This window comes from Enterobacter sp. 01-M-03-SI-ECC (assembly GCF_047530215.1).
Taxonomy (GTDB): Bacteria; Pseudomonadota; Gammaproteobacteria; order Enterobacterales; family Enterobacteriaceae; genus Enterobacter; species Enterobacter chengduensis.
In genome coordinates, this window is record NZ_JBLKDA010000006.1 from 122301 (window position 1) to 137610 (window position 15310).

Consider the following 15310-nt stretch of genomic DNA (forward strand, 5'->3'; position numbering starts at 1 on the left):
GCTTATTTCGCAATCTGAGAGTCCGTCTGCTCGTTAGCAACGGGCTCTTTTTTCTCCTGGTGCCGATACCAGGATTTGAAATACTTCAAAAAGCTATAGGCGGTGGCATACAGTCCTGTTGCCATCCCCACCTTGCCCTGACGCCAGGCACCGCTAAACAGATACCATTTGAAAAAAGCGCCGATGGCGCTGATTACGCCGCGTCCGATAGAGGGGCGTATATTGTGATATTGCACCAGGCGGGTGGTATAACCATTCAATTTATTAAAAAGCTCATGCAGGGTGGGAAATGTATCGTGTTTTACGTAACCCGGAATACGTTCAGAGCGGAGAAAACCTTCGACCTTATCGTCTACCGGCCTGTTATTAAAGCGAGATTGTTTACGGTTAAAAAGACGCACGGGGAAATCGGGAGAGGAAATGGGATAAAGGGTACGGACTTCTTCACCCAGAACAAACCAGTGGCGGCATATTCGCCATGCCGTGCCGGAGTCGGGCTCATCACCGGCTTTTAACGTTAAAATGGCATTCACCGTTTCCTGGTCAAGAATTTCGTCGCTGTCGATGCACAACACCCAGTCATTGCTGGCTAAGGATATGGCATAGTTCATCTGTTCGCCATGCCAGCCAAACTCTTTATAAAAGGGCAGCAGTCCAAAGCTCTCACAAATATATCGTGTTTTGTCCGTACTGCCTGAATCAACAACGACGACCTCATCCGCTATTTTTAAAAGAGGCGGGATAACATCGTGCAATAATCTTTCAGAATTAAACGTTAATAAGCAGACCGTTATTTTAAACATTTTCCCACTCTCAATAGCAGCCTAAATTAATTTTATTAATACTATGTAAATGAGTAGAAACGATTAAGTCCAGAATCACACTTTTCAAATAAGCACGCTTGAAGTTTTTTCTGTTGCTGAAACACAGAAACAGACAAAAATCTATTTTATTTCAACAGATTCTTTATAATGCAGTCAGATGAAGGGTAGCACACGGATTCAGACATGCCGCACAAACGTAAAATTCTCCTCCTGGATACGGGTAAAGAATGGGGAGGAGGCACCAACAGTATGCTGGAACTCCTGAAGCGAATCAATCGCGATAAATTCGATATTACCTGTTGTTTTTACAGTGATTATAGTCGTGCGGAAGGGGAAACAATCGGCCAGGTGCTCAACGGCATCGGCATTCCGCTCATCGTGATCCCTCAACGTCAGCAGCCGGTTTGGGCCAAATTGTTAAAGGAAGCGGGACGTAGCCTGCTGTTTTTCTCACGCAGCGCCCGTAAGGCATTGACGCGTCGTGTGGATATGATGTGGCGCATCAGGCCTAACGTCAGCAAAATCGTAGCCCTTTTCATGCAGGGCGGTTTCGATACGCTCTATATGAATAATCAACCGGGCTCAAATGAGGAAGGCTATCTCGCGGCGGCAAAACTGCAGGCGCGGTTGATTCAGCACTGCCGCATCGAGCCTGTTTTGACTCCGCCGGTGGTGAACCTGGTGAATGCCCATGCCGCAAAAATCATCGCCGTCTCGCATGGCGTTGAGCGCGTTTTGCTTCAGCATGGCGTCCGGCCCGAACTGTGCACGACGGTTCATAACGCCATCGATATCCACCAGCCATTACCTGACCGACGCGCGATGCGCCAGCACCTTAACATCGGTGACGACACGTTTGTGTTCGGCAGTATCGGGTCGTTAATTCCCCGCAAAGCAAACCACCACACCCTGGAGGCGCTGGCACAGTTCAGCCAGAAGCATCCGCAGGCGAAATGGAAAATGGTGCTGGTCGGCGAAGGTGGCGAACGCCGCGCTTTAGCGGAACAGGCCCGAGCGCTGGGCATTGAATCCCGCGTCATCTTCACCGGTTTTCAGAATACCCCGTTTGATTACCTCGCGACGTTTGACGCCTTTATCCTCGCCTCAAAAAGCGAAGGGCTGCCGCGCGTGGTGCTGGAAGCAATGCTGCTCAATATCCCCGTGATTGGGTCTCAGGTGACCGGCACGGCGGAGTTGATTGATCATGATTCGACCGGGCTACTCTTCCCCTGGAGCGATGTGTCACAGTTGGCACAGCATCTGGACAATATCTGGGCAGATTCGGCGCTGCGGGCCAGACTGGCTGCGGCTGCCCACCAGAACGTCTGTCAGACCTATGCCATCGAAAACTATGTCAGCGGTGTCGAAGCCGTGCTTGGCGCGCACTAACCAAACGAGATAACTATGTTTAAATTTCTTAATGCTCGCTATCGTCATATCACCGGGCGACACAACATTCCCTATAGCGCTCTGCCCGTAACGGGCTCACGTGCTGCGGTAGATTCGATTGTGATCCCGTGTACCGGCGCAGATTTCGTCGAAGAAGCATTACTCTCTGCCACCTTCGCGGAACGTTATGCCACCGCAGTGAGCGAAATCGTCATCGTCAGCGATCAGCCCGAATCCGCCTTTGGGGTACTGCCGCCTAAAACCCGCGTAGTGACGCTTAATCTTCCGGTGCGTGAAGAAGGTTACCGCTATAAGCAGATCTACCTTAGCCGTCTGGTGAAGCTTAACGCCCCGCTGCAGGCACGCGGTGAAGGCATCCTGATGATTGATTCCGATCTCAACCTGCTCAAGATGCCCGAGATCGAGATGGCCGATATGCACATCTACTCCAGCTTCCGTCAGGGCAAAATGATTGCCAAGCTGGACGGTGCGCCAGCGGAGAAAGTGCCGGCCTATTACAAAGAGACGGTACGTCCGTATCTGGTCGATCACGTTAACGGCGCGTTTCTTGCGGCAACCAAAAAGACCTGGCGCCGTATCTGCCCGCTGTGGCTGACGCTGTTCCAGGATACCTGGGAACTGATGGACGACACGCAGCCGCCAACCGATCAGCTGCCGCTCGCCGCGCTGCTGGATATGCTGGATTTAAAAACGGTGAATCTGGGCGACTGGATGAACTGGCCGGTCTCCAAGAAGATTGGCGGGCAGGAAGCCGTGGTCCCGAAAGAGGTGATCGGCGCGCACGGCGGTTTCCCTCTTTCCGAATGGCAGAAGTATCTTGAATCGCCGGATAACAAACTATTGTTCAAAGGTCAGGACTACACCCGCAAGGTGCGTTACCTGACGGACGAAGAGAAAAAGAGTCAGTAAAAAAGGGGCCACAGGCCTAACGGCTCCCCTTAAATAAACACAGGCATTGAAGGTTGTGATCTACTTTGTGTTCCACCAAGAAGTAAGGTCCCCCCTCTATGCCTGCTACGCAAGTTTACTATGAATTTTTCAGCCACTTTCTGAATCCACTCACCAGTATCGTAAAAATGATCTCCTCGATATGGCCGTGTCTCTGACGCGCGGTGCTTCACGTTCTCTCACCAGCATCGGCAGATATCTGCAGTTGATCGGCACCTCAACAGCGACCTGATGTTCAGTGACATTCCCTGCGTCTATCAACAGCTTATACCTCGCCTTACACACAGCCTTTCAGTTTGTGTGGATGAAGAGTGGCAGATGGCGCGGGATATTGCCTTGAAAGGAAGGGAATAAATCGACGGTTCGAGGCGAGTAGTGAGAAATCACGCAGGGTGCTGTCGTATCCGATATTGAATGAAAATATCATGCTGCGGTCGCCAGAACTCCTGCCGGGGATGAACCCCGACAGGATATACGCCGATATAGCGAGGGCCTATCGAAATATTATCATGATGTACTAATGATGTTTTTGGGGATCCCTCAGGCCCCTTTTTATTGTTTTACGTTCCCGTTTGTGGCAGAGAATACAACCGATGTTATTTATTGAAGCGTCTGGATTAATGTAAATCGCTCCAGTAATAGGTCTTGCCTGTTGTATCCAGTACTGCGACATTCTTATCATAACCGGCAAGCCAGGATTGTATCGACTTTACAGGTTGGCCCTGCCGATGGATCCCCAACCACAGTTCAGCAAGCGTGTTCACATCCTCAGCAGACCAGACAGTATTATAGTCGCCGGTGTATTGCTTATCCCGATCAACCTGCCCATACCAGATAAACATAGGGATATGCAGAGCCGCGCGGGGAGGATTCACATTACCATGAGAGTAAACGACAGCGCGCTGCGGCTCACGGGTCAAACCGTGATCGGAGAAATACATGACTGAAGAACGCGAATTTTCCAGCATGCTAAACATCTTGCCCATCAACGTGTCTGTATAACGTACCGAGTTGTCATAACAGTCATCTGCCTCATTATCACCCTGTAACACCGCCTGGTTGGCCGGAAAACGCGTGCAGGAAGGTTCATGACTGCCATATAAATGCAAGACGATCACTTTTTTGCCTGGGGTTTTTAATGAATTCTGCAGAAAAGGCAACAGATCTTCATCGTAACCGCCTTCGATCCATTCATGATGTTTTGTATTCATAGCGATTCCGGTAATGACGTTATTATGCGCCCCGCCTTTGCCCTGACGACTAAACCAATACGTTTCATAGCCTGCTTTATTGGCAATATTTATAACATTGTCACTATATTTTCGCGGATCGCGAATATTCACTTTATCAGCGGTCAAGGCCAACGGTACGGCCATAATTGTCACCGGGGCTGGCGCTACAGCGTTACGGAACAGTAAAAGATGCGATTTCTGCTTTTCCAACTCTGGTGTGTTATCTCGTTGATAACCGTAGATCCCCATGCTCGCCGCTCGCTCAGACTCACCGATGACCAGTACATAGTTCTCAATACCGGTCTCCGAAAGCGTGAGCTTGTAATCAGGAATGTGATCACCAATGCTCGCGATAACCGCGTTATCTTCAATAGCCTGCATAAAAACTTTTGCTGTACTGACTGGCGTCGCCTGCACCACGCGCTGTGCCAGACTTTCGACGCTGCTTTTCCTTAGCTGATGCTGTAAAGCCTGACCATAAAAAGCCAATAACGTCATACCAAGCACAATGGCAGGCCAGCGCCGAAACTGCTGTGCAACAGGCCATGCGCCCGTATTTACGGTATAAATAAAAAAAGCAAAAAGTGTGATAAAAATAATACATTCACGCCAGTACAAGCTAAGCATTGCATTTGCTTCATCCGGTGAGGAATGGATTATGCTCATTGCAAACCCATAACTAAATGCGGAATCGAAATTTCTCCATGCGAACAGCTGTAGCGAAACATCTGCCGCAACCGGAATGAGGAACACAATCGCCAGTACATTTCTGATTAATTTATTGTCTATGCACTTGAGCATCAACAATATCAGCAGAAAAACAAACGTTCTGTTAATTACTAAATTATATTTGGCGTGTAAAATATTTATAGTAATAAATGTTAAGAGAGATATAGCCAGAGTTAAAAAAGAAGTAAATCGTGAAGTTGTATCAACTAACTTCAGCGAAAGGTGCGTGGACATAATATTTTGACCAGCCTGAGAGTGTCTTCCTGACGTAATTATTCTTAATAAACGTGTGGAAAAAGAGTAATAAGTGATTAAATCATAACAAGAAAAATCCGAAAATTCAAACCATCAAAAGTCGCGATGGCACCCGCTTATACGGGTGCCCGCTGGTGGGTTTAATCCCAGCTCAGGATCACTTTCCCTGACTGGCCAGAACGCATCGCGTCAAAGCCCTGCTGGAACTCATCAATGGAGAAACGGTGAGTAATGATCGGGGACAGATCCAGACCGGACTGGATTAGCGCCGCCATCTTGTACCAGGTTTCGAACATTTCGCGGCCATAGATGCCCTTGATGAACAGCCCCTTGAAGATGACTTTGTTCCAGTCGATAGACATATCTGACGGCGGGATACCCAGCATCGCGATACGGCCACCGTGATTCATGGTATCCAGCATGGTGCGGAACGCCGGTGGCGCGCCGGACATCTCCAGCCCCACGTCAAAGCCTTCGGTCATGCCCAGCTCTTCCATCACGTCGGTCAGGCTCTCTTTCGATACGTCCACCGCGCGGGTGACGCCCATTTTGCGCGCCAGGGACAGACGGTACTCGTTCACGTCAGTGATCACGACGTTACGCGCGCCCACGTGCTTCGCCACGGCCGCCGCCATGATGCCAATTGGGCCCGCACCGGAAACCAGCACGTCTTCACCCACCAGATCGAAGGAGAGCGCCGTGTGTACCGCGTTGCCGAACGGGTCAAAGATGGAGGCAAGATCGTCAGAAATGTTGTCCGGGATTTTGAAGGCGTTAAAGGCCGGGATCACCAGATATTCCGCGAAGCAGCCCGGACGGTTTACGCCCACGCCGATGGTATTACGACACAGGTGCGTACGCCCGCCGCGGCAGTTACGACAGTGGCCGCAGGTAATATGGCCTTCACCGGAGACGCGGTCGCCGATTTTGAAGCCTTTCACTTCCTGGCCGATACCCACCACTTCACCGACATATTCGTGACCGACAACCATCGGGACAGGAATGGTTTTCTGCGACCACTGGTCCCAGTTGTAGATGTGAACGTCAGTACCGCAGATAGCCGTTTTACGAATTTTGATCAGTAGATCGTTATGACCGACTTCCGGCTCCGGCACGTCGGTCATCCAAATCCCTTCTTCCGCTTTCAGTTTGGATAACGCTTTCATCACACGTCCTCAGGCAATGACGCCCAGCTGTTTACCGATGCGGGTGAAGGCTTCCACCGCACGTTCAATTTGTTCAGGCGTGTGCGCCGCAGACATCTGGGTGCGGATACGCGCCTGACCTTTTGGCACCACCGGGAAGAAGAACCCGGTGACGTAAATCCCTTCTTTCTGCAGCTCGCGGGCAAATTGCTGTGCCACGACCGCATCGCCCAGCATCACCGGAATGATGGCATGGTCGGCACCGGCCAGGGTGAACCCTGCGGCGCTCATTTTTTCACGGAACAGGCGGGCGTTGGACCAGAGACGGTCGCGCAGCTCAGCACCGGACTCCACCATCTCCAGCACCTTAATGGAGGCGGCAACAATCGCCGGCGCCAGAGAGTTGGAGAACAGATACGGACGGGAGCGCTGGCGCAGCCACTCAACCACCTCTTTACGCGCGGCGGTATAGCCGCCGGACGCGCCGCCGAGCGCTTTGCCCAGCGTACCGGTGATGATGTCCACGCGGCCCATTACGTCGCAGTATTCATGCGAGCCACGGCCATTTTCGCCGACAAAACCCACGGCGTGAGAGTCATCGACCATCACCAGCGCGTCGTATTTATCCGCCAGGTCACACACGCCCTTCAGGTTGGCGATCACGCCGTCCATGGAGAACACGCCGTCGGTGGCGATCAGCACGTGACGAGCACCGGCTTCACGGGCCTCTTTCAGGCGTGCTTCCAGCTCGACCATATCGTTGTTGGCGTAGCGGAATCGCTTCGCTTTACACAGGCGCACGCCGTCGATGATGGAGGCGTGGTTCAGGGCGTCGGAGATAATCGCATCTTCTGCGCCGAGCAGGGTCTCAAACAAACCGCCGTTGGCGTCGAAGCAGGAGGAGTAGAGAATCGCGTCTTCCATTACGAGGAAGCTCGCCAGCTTTTGCTCAAGCTGCTTGTGGCTGTCCTGCGTGCCGCAGATAAAGCGTACGGAGGCCATGCCGAAGCCGTGGGTATCCATGCCGTTTTTTGCAGCGGCAATCAGCTCAGGGTGATTCGCCAGACCTAAATAGTTGTTCGCACAAAAGTTGATCACATGGCTGCCGTCGGCAACGGTGATGTCCGCCTGCTGAGCAGACGTGATAATACGCTCTTCCTTGAACAACCCTTCCGCACGTGCGGTCTCGAGGTCGCTGTTTAACTGTTTATAAAAATCACCACGCATTGCAATTCTCCAGACTCGGCAAATTTCGGGACATATTACCCAAACCTATAGTTCATGACGAGATGACGCGTCATCTCTTCTCGTTTTTGCAGCATAAATCACGCGTACCCTTGCGCTATGTCGGTGAATGGCTGAAGACAGGGCATTGTGATGATATGATAGAAACATTAGCGTCCGGGATTGTGCCCGGGCTCCACACTTCAAAGGTTACCGTTATGATCATCGTTACCGGCGGCGCGGGCTTTATCGGCAGCAATATTGTTAAGGCTCTCAATGACAAAGGCATCACCGACATCCTGGTGGTTGACAACCTGAAAGACGGCACCAAGTTCGTCAACCTGGTAGATCTGAACATCGCTGACTACATGGATAAAGAAGATTTCCTTATCCAGATTATGGCAGGCGAAGAGTTTGGCGAGATCGAAGCCATCTTCCACGAAGGGGCGTGTTCTTCCACCACAGAGTGGGACGGCAAGTACATGATGGACAACAACTATCAGTACTCTAAAGAGATCCTGCACTACTGCCTGGAGCGTGAAATTCCGTTCCTGTACGCCTCTTCCGCGGCAACCTACGGCGGCCGCACCTCGGACTTCATTGAGTCCCGCGAATATGAGCAGCCGCTGAACGTCTACGGTTATTCTAAATTCCTGTTCGACGAGTACGTGCGTCAGGTTCTGCCAGAAGCGAACTCCCAGATCGTCGGCTTCCGTTACTTCAACGTCTACGGACCGCGCGAAGGCCATAAGGGCAGCATGGCAAGCGTGGCGTTCCATCTCAACACACAGCTGAACAACGGCGAAAGCCCGAAACTGTTCGAAGGCAGCGACGGCTTTAAGCGCGATTTCGTCTACGTGGGCGACGTGGCGGCCGTCAACCTGTGGTTCTGGGAAAACGGCGTATCCGGCATCTTTAACCTCGGTACCGGCCGTGCGGAATCCTTCCAGGCGGTGGCTGACGCGACGCTGGCGTATCACAAAAAAGGCAGCATCGAGTACATCCCGTTCCCTGACAAGCTGAAAGGCCGCTATCAGGCGTTCACCCAGGCTGACCTGACCAACCTGCGCGCTGCAGGCTACGACAAGCCGTTCAAGACCGTTGCCGAAGGGGTAACGGAATATATGGCCTGGCTGAACCGCGACGCGTAAGTATGAAAATTCTGGTGATCGGCCCGTCATGGGTGGGCGACATGATGATGTCGCAAAGTCTCTATCGCACGCTCAAGGCGCGTTATCCCCAGGCGATAATCGACGTGATGGCACCCGCGTGGTGCCGTCCGCTGTTATCGCGTATGCCGGAAGTGAATGAAGCCATCCCGATGCCGCTCGGCCACGGGGCGCTGGAAATCGGCGAGCGCCGCAAGCTCGGCCATAGCCTGCGCGAGAAGCGCTACGATCGCGCGTACGTTCTGCCAAACTCCTTTAAATCTGCCCTGGTGCCCTTCTTTGCGGGCATCCCACACCGCACCGGCTGGCGCGGTGAAATGCGCTACGGACTGCTGAACGATGCGCGGGTGTTGGATAAAGCGGCCTGGCCATTAATGGTGGAGCGCTATGTGGCGCTGGCCTACGACAAAGGCGTGATGCGCAGCGCGAAAGACCTGCCGCAGCCGCTGCTCTGGCCGCAGCTTCAGGTTAACGACGGTGAAAAATCCCAGACCTGTAACGCGTTTGGTCTGTCGTCTGAACGCCCGTTGATTGGCTTCTGCCCCGGCGCCGAGTTCGGTCCGGCAAAACGCTGGCCGCACTATCACTATGCGGAGCTGGCAAAACAGCTGATTGACGAAGGCTACCAGATTGTCCTGTTCGGCTCGGCAAAAGACCACGAGGCCGGCAACGAAATCCTCGCGACGCTCAGCAATGAACAGCAGGCCTGGTGCCGGAACCTGGCGGGAGAAACGCAGCTTGAACAGGCGGTGATTCTGATTGCCGCCTGTAAGGCTGTGGTCAGCAACGACTCTGGCCTGATGCACGTCGCCGCTGCGCTCAACCGCCCTCTGGTCGCGCTGTATGGCCCAAGCAGCCCGGACTTCACGCCGCCGCTTTCACATAAAGCCCGCGTCATTCGCCTGATCACCGGCTACCACAAGGTGCGCAAAGGCGATGCCGCAGAAGGTTATCATCAGAGCCTGATCGACATTACGCCCGCGCGCGTGCTCGAAGAGCTTAACGAACTGCTGTTGAGCGAAGAAGGATAACGAATGCGGGTACTGATCGTTAAAACCTCTTCCATGGGCGATGTTCTGCATACGCTGCCGTCGCTGACGGACGCCATGCGGGCCATACCCGGCATTCGTTTTGACTGGGTGGTGGAAGAAGGCTTCGCGCAAATCCCCACCTGGCATGAAGCGGTTGACCGCGTGATACCGGTGGCGATTCGCCGCTGGCGCAAAGCGTGGTTCTCCGCGCCGATTAAAGCCGAACGCAAAGCCTTTCGTGAGGCGGTGCGGGCACAGCATTACGACGCTATCATCGACGCCCAGGGGCTGGTGAAAAGCGCGGCGCTGGTGACGCGTCTGGCACATGGCGTAAAGCACGGCATGGACTGGCACACCGCCCGCGAACCGCTGGCGAGCCTGTTCTATAACCGCCGCCACCACATCGCTAAGCAACAGCATGCCGTCGAACGTACCCGCGAGCTGTTTGCAAAAAGCCTGGGCTATGCGAAACCTGAAGCCCAGGGCGACTACGCCATTGCGCAGCACTTTTTGCGTAATACAGATCCCTGTGCTCAGCCTTATCTTGTCTTCCTGCATGCCACAACGCGCGACGATAAACACTGGCCGGAAACGCACTGGCGAAGCCTGATTGAACTAATGCAACCCACCGGCATCCATATTAAACTCCCGTGGGGCGCAGAGCATGAGCGGCAGCGTGCAGAGCGTCTGGCGTCTGGCTTTTCACACGTTGAGGTCTTGCCAAAACTCACGCTGGCGCAGGTTGCAGCACAGCTGGCGGGGGCAAATGCTGTTGTTTCCGTTGATACGGGCCTAAGCCATTTGACCGCGGCGCTGGATCGCCCGAATATTACGATTTTTGGTCCGACCGATCCTGGATTGATCGGGGGTTACGGTAAAAACCAGCATCAGATGGTCAGCCCCACCCAGCAAACAAAGGATATCAGCGCAGATGCGATTTTTTCATTTTTACAGGGCAGCCGTTGGCTTTCCAACAGGGATATCTAGCGCATGAGTTACGTATTTCTGCTGATTTTACTCTTTCCGGTGAAGCTTATCCGGAAGCTGTTTCGTAAAGAGACAGGTAAAAACCTGGTCATTCAGACAGCTAAAATTGGCGATTTTGTTAATGCAACGCCCCTTCTGGCATACCTGCAAAAAAGCGACGTGCTCGTCAGTCGTGGCGTAGGTGCGCTGGCGAAGCACGATGAGACGATCGACGAGATATTTTTTATCGAGCAGCATAAGCGTAACCTGTGGCGAAAGCTGGTTTTTGCCTGCCGGATCATGAACCGCTATGACAATGTCTATCTTCTTCAGCCTAACAGCGTGAACCTCTTTTTCGCCTCCGCGTGTAATGCCAAAAACAAACAATTTTTAAGCACCTACACCCGCAGGTGGTATCACGGGATTTTCTATGCAACGGCAGACGGTACCGTTGAACACGGTAGAAAGACGCTGTCGGTTACAAACTATCTTAAGCTTGCCGACCGTACGCTGACCTGGAAAGACGCGCCAAAGCACGCGACAAAGCCACTTTTCAAACCCGCGACCTATCCGGCAATCCTCGATAAACCCGGCGTGATCCGCATCGGCATCAGCGTTGCCGCAGGGAATAAAGCGAAAACCGTTCCGCCGGTCATCTGGAAGCAAATTGCCGATCGTCTCGCCGACCTGCCCTGCGAATTTTACGTCTTTGGCGCCCCCAATGAACAATCGTGGATGGACGACATCACCCGCGCTTACGGCGAACTGCCCAACTTTATCAATCTGATCGGCAAAATCTCGCTTGAAGAACTTCCGTGGGCCATTTCTAAAATGGATTGTTATATCGCGTCCGACTCGGGAAATGTTTACATTGCCGATGCGGTAGGCGTGCCGGTCGTCTTACTGTTTGGCCCCTGCTGCCACTACGAACAGCGCCCGCTTGGCAACGTGTTACTGATTGGTAATGATGACAATATTTGCTCGTATGTTTTTGAAACACGCTATTACTTCTCACAGAGCCGGGAAGAACTCTTTTCTGTAACAGATGAATCGCTGGACAACATTAGACATTTTATTTGCGCGTTACCGACTGCTAATACAACCGCATATACCGCTGATGCTCAGGGAAACTGATTATTATGGCTTTTCTAAGCATCATTATTGCCGCGCATAACGCCCAGAATACGCTTGACGCAACGCTCGAAAGCCTGCAAAACGCGATTGATAATGCGGGCGATGCTGTTGAGGTCATTATCTTTAACGACAGTTCTACTGACTCAACGCAAGATATTATTGAGGCGTGGTTGCCAGCGCTTCCGAATGCGCAATCCCGATACGTTGAGTACCGTAATGTAGGTCACGTCAGAAACAATGCTGTCTCTCTGGCGTCAGGTGAATACATTACCATGCTGGATAGCGATGATCGATTGAAACCAGGTAGCATCCGGGACGCCGTGGCGTTCCTCAAAACAGCGCGACCTGATATGCTACTGACGCGCCTGATGGAAATTCGCGACACCAAAAAAATCACCGCCGACTGGCAGGGATTCTCGCCTGTTGCTTTGTCACAACATGAGGCAATAACGCGGTTCCTGCAGCACAAAGATTTTCAGGCGCATCTTATTGGGCAATTCATTCATCGAAAATTGTATGTAAATAACCCGATTCCTTCGATGGTCTGTTATGAAGATTTCGCGGTATTTCCTGGCATGCTGATGCAAGCGAGTAAAATAGTCTATCAACGTCTGGGACACTATTATTATATCAAACGTGGCGACAGCTTATCGAGTCGTCTGGATGCCAGTAAAATCGCTACGCTGGTAGAATGCACATTACGAATGGAAAAAACATTCCCGCACATATTTAGGCATCTCATTAATTGTCACTGGTTTGATATTTACAGTAACCACAAGCAACATCTGACCGGCCTGCAACTCACACTGGTTAAACAGCGGGTAAGAGCACTCTATTCGTTCTCTTTTTTCTTCTCCAGCGACGTTCGTTTCAGCTATAAAAAAAGGGTTGTTGAGGCATTATGGAAAAAGTAAAACTGCGGCTTTATCAGCTTACGCTGCTTTTGAGCCTTATATCGCTTGCGCTGGCACTGCTGAGCTCAGGTAAACAACGAGAATTCTTTTATGTTGCAGTATATGCCAGCATTATCGGCCTGGCCTGCGAATATAAAAAAATCACCCTGCGTCCCTTTTCCATTGCGCTACCCATTTTGCTAATTGGATTGCTCAACCTTGCCTGGTATATGACGTATGAATATCATAATGAAGGTTTGAACGTTTATAGCGATTATCTTGGCGCCAGCAAAAAATTGATTTTAGCGAGTATTCTCGTTTTCTATCTTGATCGGTTTAAGGCCTACGTTGATAAAGCATCTTTCCAGAAATATTTCTTGTATGCCTCTGGTACAGGGTTTGTATTTGCGACTGTTTATGGCCTATGGCAGGCATCACAGGGTATGGAGCGTATAGAGATGGCCATAAACCGTGCGACCGTATCTGCCTATGTTTACTCTGTACTGTCACTGGCGTTTGTATACAGCCTTTACCTTCAGAAAAATATAAAACTGTATGTTGCCGCAGGATTCATCATCTTAATATCTTATTTCATCATTCTTTTGACGGGTACACGTGCCGCAATGGCGCTTTATTTGCTTCTGGCGATTGTACTGACACTTTATCACTTCAGAAGAATTCACCTTAAATCAACGCTAATTTTCTTATGTATTGTGGCAGGTATTGTTATCGTTAGCTACAAGCCATTAATTTTACCAAAGATACAACAAACACAAGCTGAAGTAGAAAATTATCAAAAAGGATATGAAGCAACTTCACTCGGCGCACGTTTTTCAATGTGGAGTGTGGGTATTCAAAACGGATTGGCTCATCCTTTAGGGCAGTCAGTTGAAGACCGCGAAGTATGGACACAGCGATATGTGAATAATGGGCATCCACATCTCGCGGCCGCACTCGAGTTTATCAGGGTGCACCTGCACAATGAGTTTATAGAAAAGTATTCTCTGCAGGGGATCCCCGGGCTGGCGATATTATTCTTCTTCTATATATCGATGATCGCTTACGCACTTAAAAATAGAAACGGCCTGCTGCTAACAACTATGCTTCTTTTATTACTCTATGGCCTGACGGACGTCATACTGTTGAGTTCAGAAGCCTTAATCTTCTTTGTCACCGTATTTGCGCTAAGTACACTCTTTTCACAAACCAGACAACGCCAGTAAGTGATAATGCCCGCATCGCGGGCATTATTTTTTCTTGTACTGATAAAACTCCGCCAGCGTCATCCCCACCGTCTTATCGGATAGCCAGCTAAAGAGTGTTTCCAGATCCTGATACAGCCCTTCGATCGCTGCCTCATCTTTAAACGTGGGGCTTCCCCCGGGCATAAATTCTGACGAATGAAGCATAAACTCCACGTACTCGCTTCCCTTAGACAGGGATTGCTGTGCGACCTGAATCATTTGCGCCGCATTACCGCCGGATGGTCTTAGCCAGTTAACAGAGGGTGAGCGGTATTTGCCGCGCAGGCGATCGTAGCCCTGCTTAACCGTGTTCAGCCAGGCCGGGTGTTTATACTGAATGCTCATCGGCACTTCGAGTAATGGGCTATTGCCTGCACGGGAGATATCATCAACATCAATAAAGTAGGCGTGATCTGGAAAATGCTGATAATTTGTTCCGCCATGCCCTTGCGGCGCCCCCTTCGCGTTGCGCCAGTTCACGCGCGGCGTAACGGAACAATCAACCTGATAGCCCAGCTCAATCAGTAACCTGGCGTAGCGGCTATCAAATGCCCAACGACCCGCACGGTGGCTTAACATTTTGGTCTGGAAGGTCTCTTCAAGCAGGCGGGTCATAAACAGCACTTTCTCACGCATCACCTCATCCGAAAATTCAATCAGGTAAGGCTGCCAGCGCCAGTCGTCTCCCGTGAGATCGTGCTCCGGTGGGCTATTCCATGCGTGGAGATGCATCCCCACTTCCCCCTGACCGCGGGCAATCACGTCTCTGGCGAATGCGATAAAAACGGGCTCTATTGCCATCTCATAATTTGTCAGCCATACGGGCTTAAAGCCGAAACGCTCACACAGCGCCTGGAACCGCGCCAGATAGCGCGCGTTTTCCGTTTTAATGACGCGGTGGTTCTGCCAGAGATTATCGCCTTCAGTATCAATCGTGATGATAAACGCTGGTTTGTTCATAATGAGTCCGCAAGACAGGAAAGTTAGCGCTATGTTACGCACTCTCCAAAGCATGAGTAAACCCTTCCAGGGAAATTCCTGAGATTATGGAGAAAGAGTGCAAGTCGTTACCAGGTCTATTAGAATTGCCATCAGTACAACGCCGA

At 51.4% G+C, this 15310-nt stretch carries 13 protein-coding genes and 1 pseudogene; 9 read left to right on the plus strand and 5 right to left on the minus strand.

Going from position 1 to position 15310, the window contains the following annotated elements:
- Nucleotides 1-2 precede the first annotated feature (2 nt).
- Nucleotides 3-803, minus strand: a complete 801-nt coding sequence (locus ACMWKK_RS08195) for a glycosyltransferase family 2 protein (protein ID WP_112780050.1) — start codon at nt 801-803, stop codon at nt 3-5.
- A gap of 204 nt (nt 804-1007) precedes the next feature.
- Here ACMWKK_RS08195 and ACMWKK_RS08200 point away from each other — a divergent pair, with 204 nt between their 5' ends.
- The 3 genes and pseudogenes from ACMWKK_RS08200 (at nt 1008) to ACMWKK_RS08210 (ending at nt 3703) form a co-directional block, all read left to right on the plus strand.
- A complete protein-coding gene (locus ACMWKK_RS08200; protein ID WP_112780049.1) occupies nt 1008-2213 on the plus strand; it encodes a glycosyltransferase in 1206 nt (401 codons plus the stop codon).
- Between the two features lie 15 nt (nt 2214-2228).
- Nucleotides 2229-3143: a hypothetical protein gene (locus ACMWKK_RS08205; RefSeq protein WP_112780048.1), complete on the plus strand. Its 915-nt coding sequence runs from the start codon at nt 2229-2231 to the stop codon at nt 3141-3143.
- A gap of 98 nt (nt 3144-3241) precedes the next feature.
- Nucleotides 3242-3703: pseudogene (locus tag ACMWKK_RS08210) on the plus strand (hypothetical protein).
- A gap of 96 nt (nt 3704-3799) precedes the next feature.
- Here ACMWKK_RS08210 and ACMWKK_RS08215 read toward each other — a convergent pair.
- The 3 genes from ACMWKK_RS08215 to kbl all read right to left on the minus strand — a co-directional run bounded on the left by ACMWKK_RS08215 (nt 3800) and on the right by kbl (nt 7770).
- Nucleotides 3800-5377 (minus strand): phosphoethanolamine transferase, encoded by a 1578-nt coding sequence (locus ACMWKK_RS08215; RefSeq protein ID WP_112780047.1) that lies wholly within the window; start codon nt 5375-5377, stop codon nt 3800-3802.
- Nucleotides 5378-5538: 161 nt separating this feature from the next.
- Nucleotides 5539-6564: an L-threonine 3-dehydrogenase gene (tdh, locus tag ACMWKK_RS08220; protein ID WP_021242426.1), complete on the minus strand. Its 1026-nt coding sequence runs from the start codon at nt 6562-6564 to the stop codon at nt 5539-5541.
- Nucleotides 6565-6573: 9 nt separating this feature from the next.
- Nucleotides 6574-7770, minus strand: coding sequence for a glycine C-acetyltransferase (gene kbl / locus ACMWKK_RS08225; RefSeq protein WP_112780046.1), 1197 nt, complete (start codon nt 7768-7770; stop codon nt 6574-6576).
- Between the two features lie 215 nt (nt 7771-7985).
- On the opposite strand from kbl, the gene rfaD reads away from it, so the two are divergent.
- Genes rfaD through ACMWKK_RS08255 form a run of 6 tightly spaced genes read left to right on the plus strand, consistent with a single transcriptional unit; the run spans nt 7986 to nt 14183 of the window.
- Nucleotides 7986-8918 (plus strand): ADP-glyceromanno-heptose 6-epimerase, encoded by a 933-nt coding sequence (gene rfaD / locus ACMWKK_RS08230; protein WP_008502707.1) that lies wholly within the window; start codon nt 7986-7988, stop codon nt 8916-8918.
- Between the two features lie 2 nt (nt 8919-8920).
- Nucleotides 8921-9967 carry an ADP-heptose--LPS heptosyltransferase RfaF gene (gene rfaF / locus ACMWKK_RS08235; protein WP_112780045.1) on the plus strand — a complete coding sequence of 349 codons (1047 nt, stop codon included), beginning with the start codon at nt 8921-8923 and terminating at the stop codon, nt 9965-9967.
- A 3-nt stretch (nt 9968-9970) separates the two neighbouring features.
- On the plus strand, nt 9971-10954 hold the full coding sequence (gene rfaC / locus ACMWKK_RS08240) for a lipopolysaccharide heptosyltransferase RfaC (protein WP_112780044.1): 984 nt from the start codon (nt 9971-9973) through the stop codon (nt 10952-10954).
- Nucleotides 10955-10957: 3 nt separating this feature from the next.
- A complete protein-coding gene (locus ACMWKK_RS08245) occupies nt 10958-12067 on the plus strand; it encodes a glycosyltransferase family 9 protein (RefSeq protein WP_112780043.1) in 1110 nt (369 codons plus the stop codon).
- A 5-nt stretch (nt 12068-12072) separates the two neighbouring features.
- A complete protein-coding gene (locus ACMWKK_RS08250; RefSeq protein ID WP_112780042.1) occupies nt 12073-12981 on the plus strand; it encodes a glycosyltransferase family 2 protein in 909 nt (302 codons plus the stop codon).
- A complete protein-coding gene (locus ACMWKK_RS08255; protein WP_112780041.1) occupies nt 12969-14183 on the plus strand; it encodes an O-antigen ligase family protein in 1215 nt (404 codons plus the stop codon). Before ACMWKK_RS08250 ends, ACMWKK_RS08255 begins: the two co-directional genes overlap by 13 nt.
- Before the next feature lie 24 nt (nt 14184-14207).
- Here the strand turns inward: ACMWKK_RS08255 and ACMWKK_RS08260 are convergent, their stop codons facing one another.
- Nucleotides 14208-15164 (minus strand): polysaccharide deacetylase family protein, encoded by a 957-nt coding sequence (locus ACMWKK_RS08260; RefSeq protein WP_112780040.1) that lies wholly within the window; start codon nt 15162-15164, stop codon nt 14208-14210.
- Between the last annotated feature and the right edge of the window lie 146 nt (nt 15165-15310).

Bases quoted from the DNA above. Each gene is read 5' to 3' on its own strand.
- ACMWKK_RS08195 (WP_112780050.1), bottom strand. From the start codon at position 803: ATGTTTAAAATAACGGTCTGCTTATTAACGTTTAATTCTGAAAGATTA.
- ACMWKK_RS08200 (WP_112780049.1), top strand. From the start codon at position 1,008: ATGCCGCACAAACGTAAAATTCTCCTCCTGGATACGGGTAAAGAATGG.
- ACMWKK_RS08205 (WP_112780048.1), top strand. From the start codon at position 2,229: ATGTTTAAATTTCTTAATGCTCGCTATCGTCATATCACCGGGCGACAC.
- ACMWKK_RS08215 (WP_112780047.1), bottom strand. From the start codon at position 5,377: ATGTCCACGCACCTTTCGCTGAAGTTAGTTGATACAACTTCACGATTT.
- tdh (WP_021242426.1), bottom strand. From the start codon at position 6,564: ATGAAAGCGTTATCCAAACTGAAAGCGGAAGAAGGGATTTGGATGACC.
- kbl (WP_112780046.1), bottom strand. From the start codon at position 7,770: ATGCGTGGTGATTTTTATAAACAGTTAAACAGCGACCTCGAGACCGCA.
- rfaD (WP_008502707.1), top strand. From the start codon at position 7,986: ATGATCATCGTTACCGGCGGCGCGGGCTTTATCGGCAGCAATATTGTT.
- rfaF (WP_112780045.1), top strand. From the start codon at position 8,921: ATGAAAATTCTGGTGATCGGCCCGTCATGGGTGGGCGACATGATGATG.
- rfaC (WP_112780044.1), top strand. From the start codon at position 9,971: ATGCGGGTACTGATCGTTAAAACCTCTTCCATGGGCGATGTTCTGCAT.
- ACMWKK_RS08245 (WP_112780043.1), top strand. From the start codon at position 10,958: ATGAGTTACGTATTTCTGCTGATTTTACTCTTTCCGGTGAAGCTTATC.
- ACMWKK_RS08250 (WP_112780042.1), top strand. From the start codon at position 12,073: ATGGCTTTTCTAAGCATCATTATTGCCGCGCATAACGCCCAGAATACG.
- ACMWKK_RS08255 (WP_112780041.1), top strand. From the start codon at position 12,969: ATGGAAAAAGTAAAACTGCGGCTTTATCAGCTTACGCTGCTTTTGAGC.
- ACMWKK_RS08260 (WP_112780040.1), bottom strand. From the start codon at position 15,164: ATGAACAAACCAGCGTTTATCATCACGATTGATACTGAAGGCGATAAT.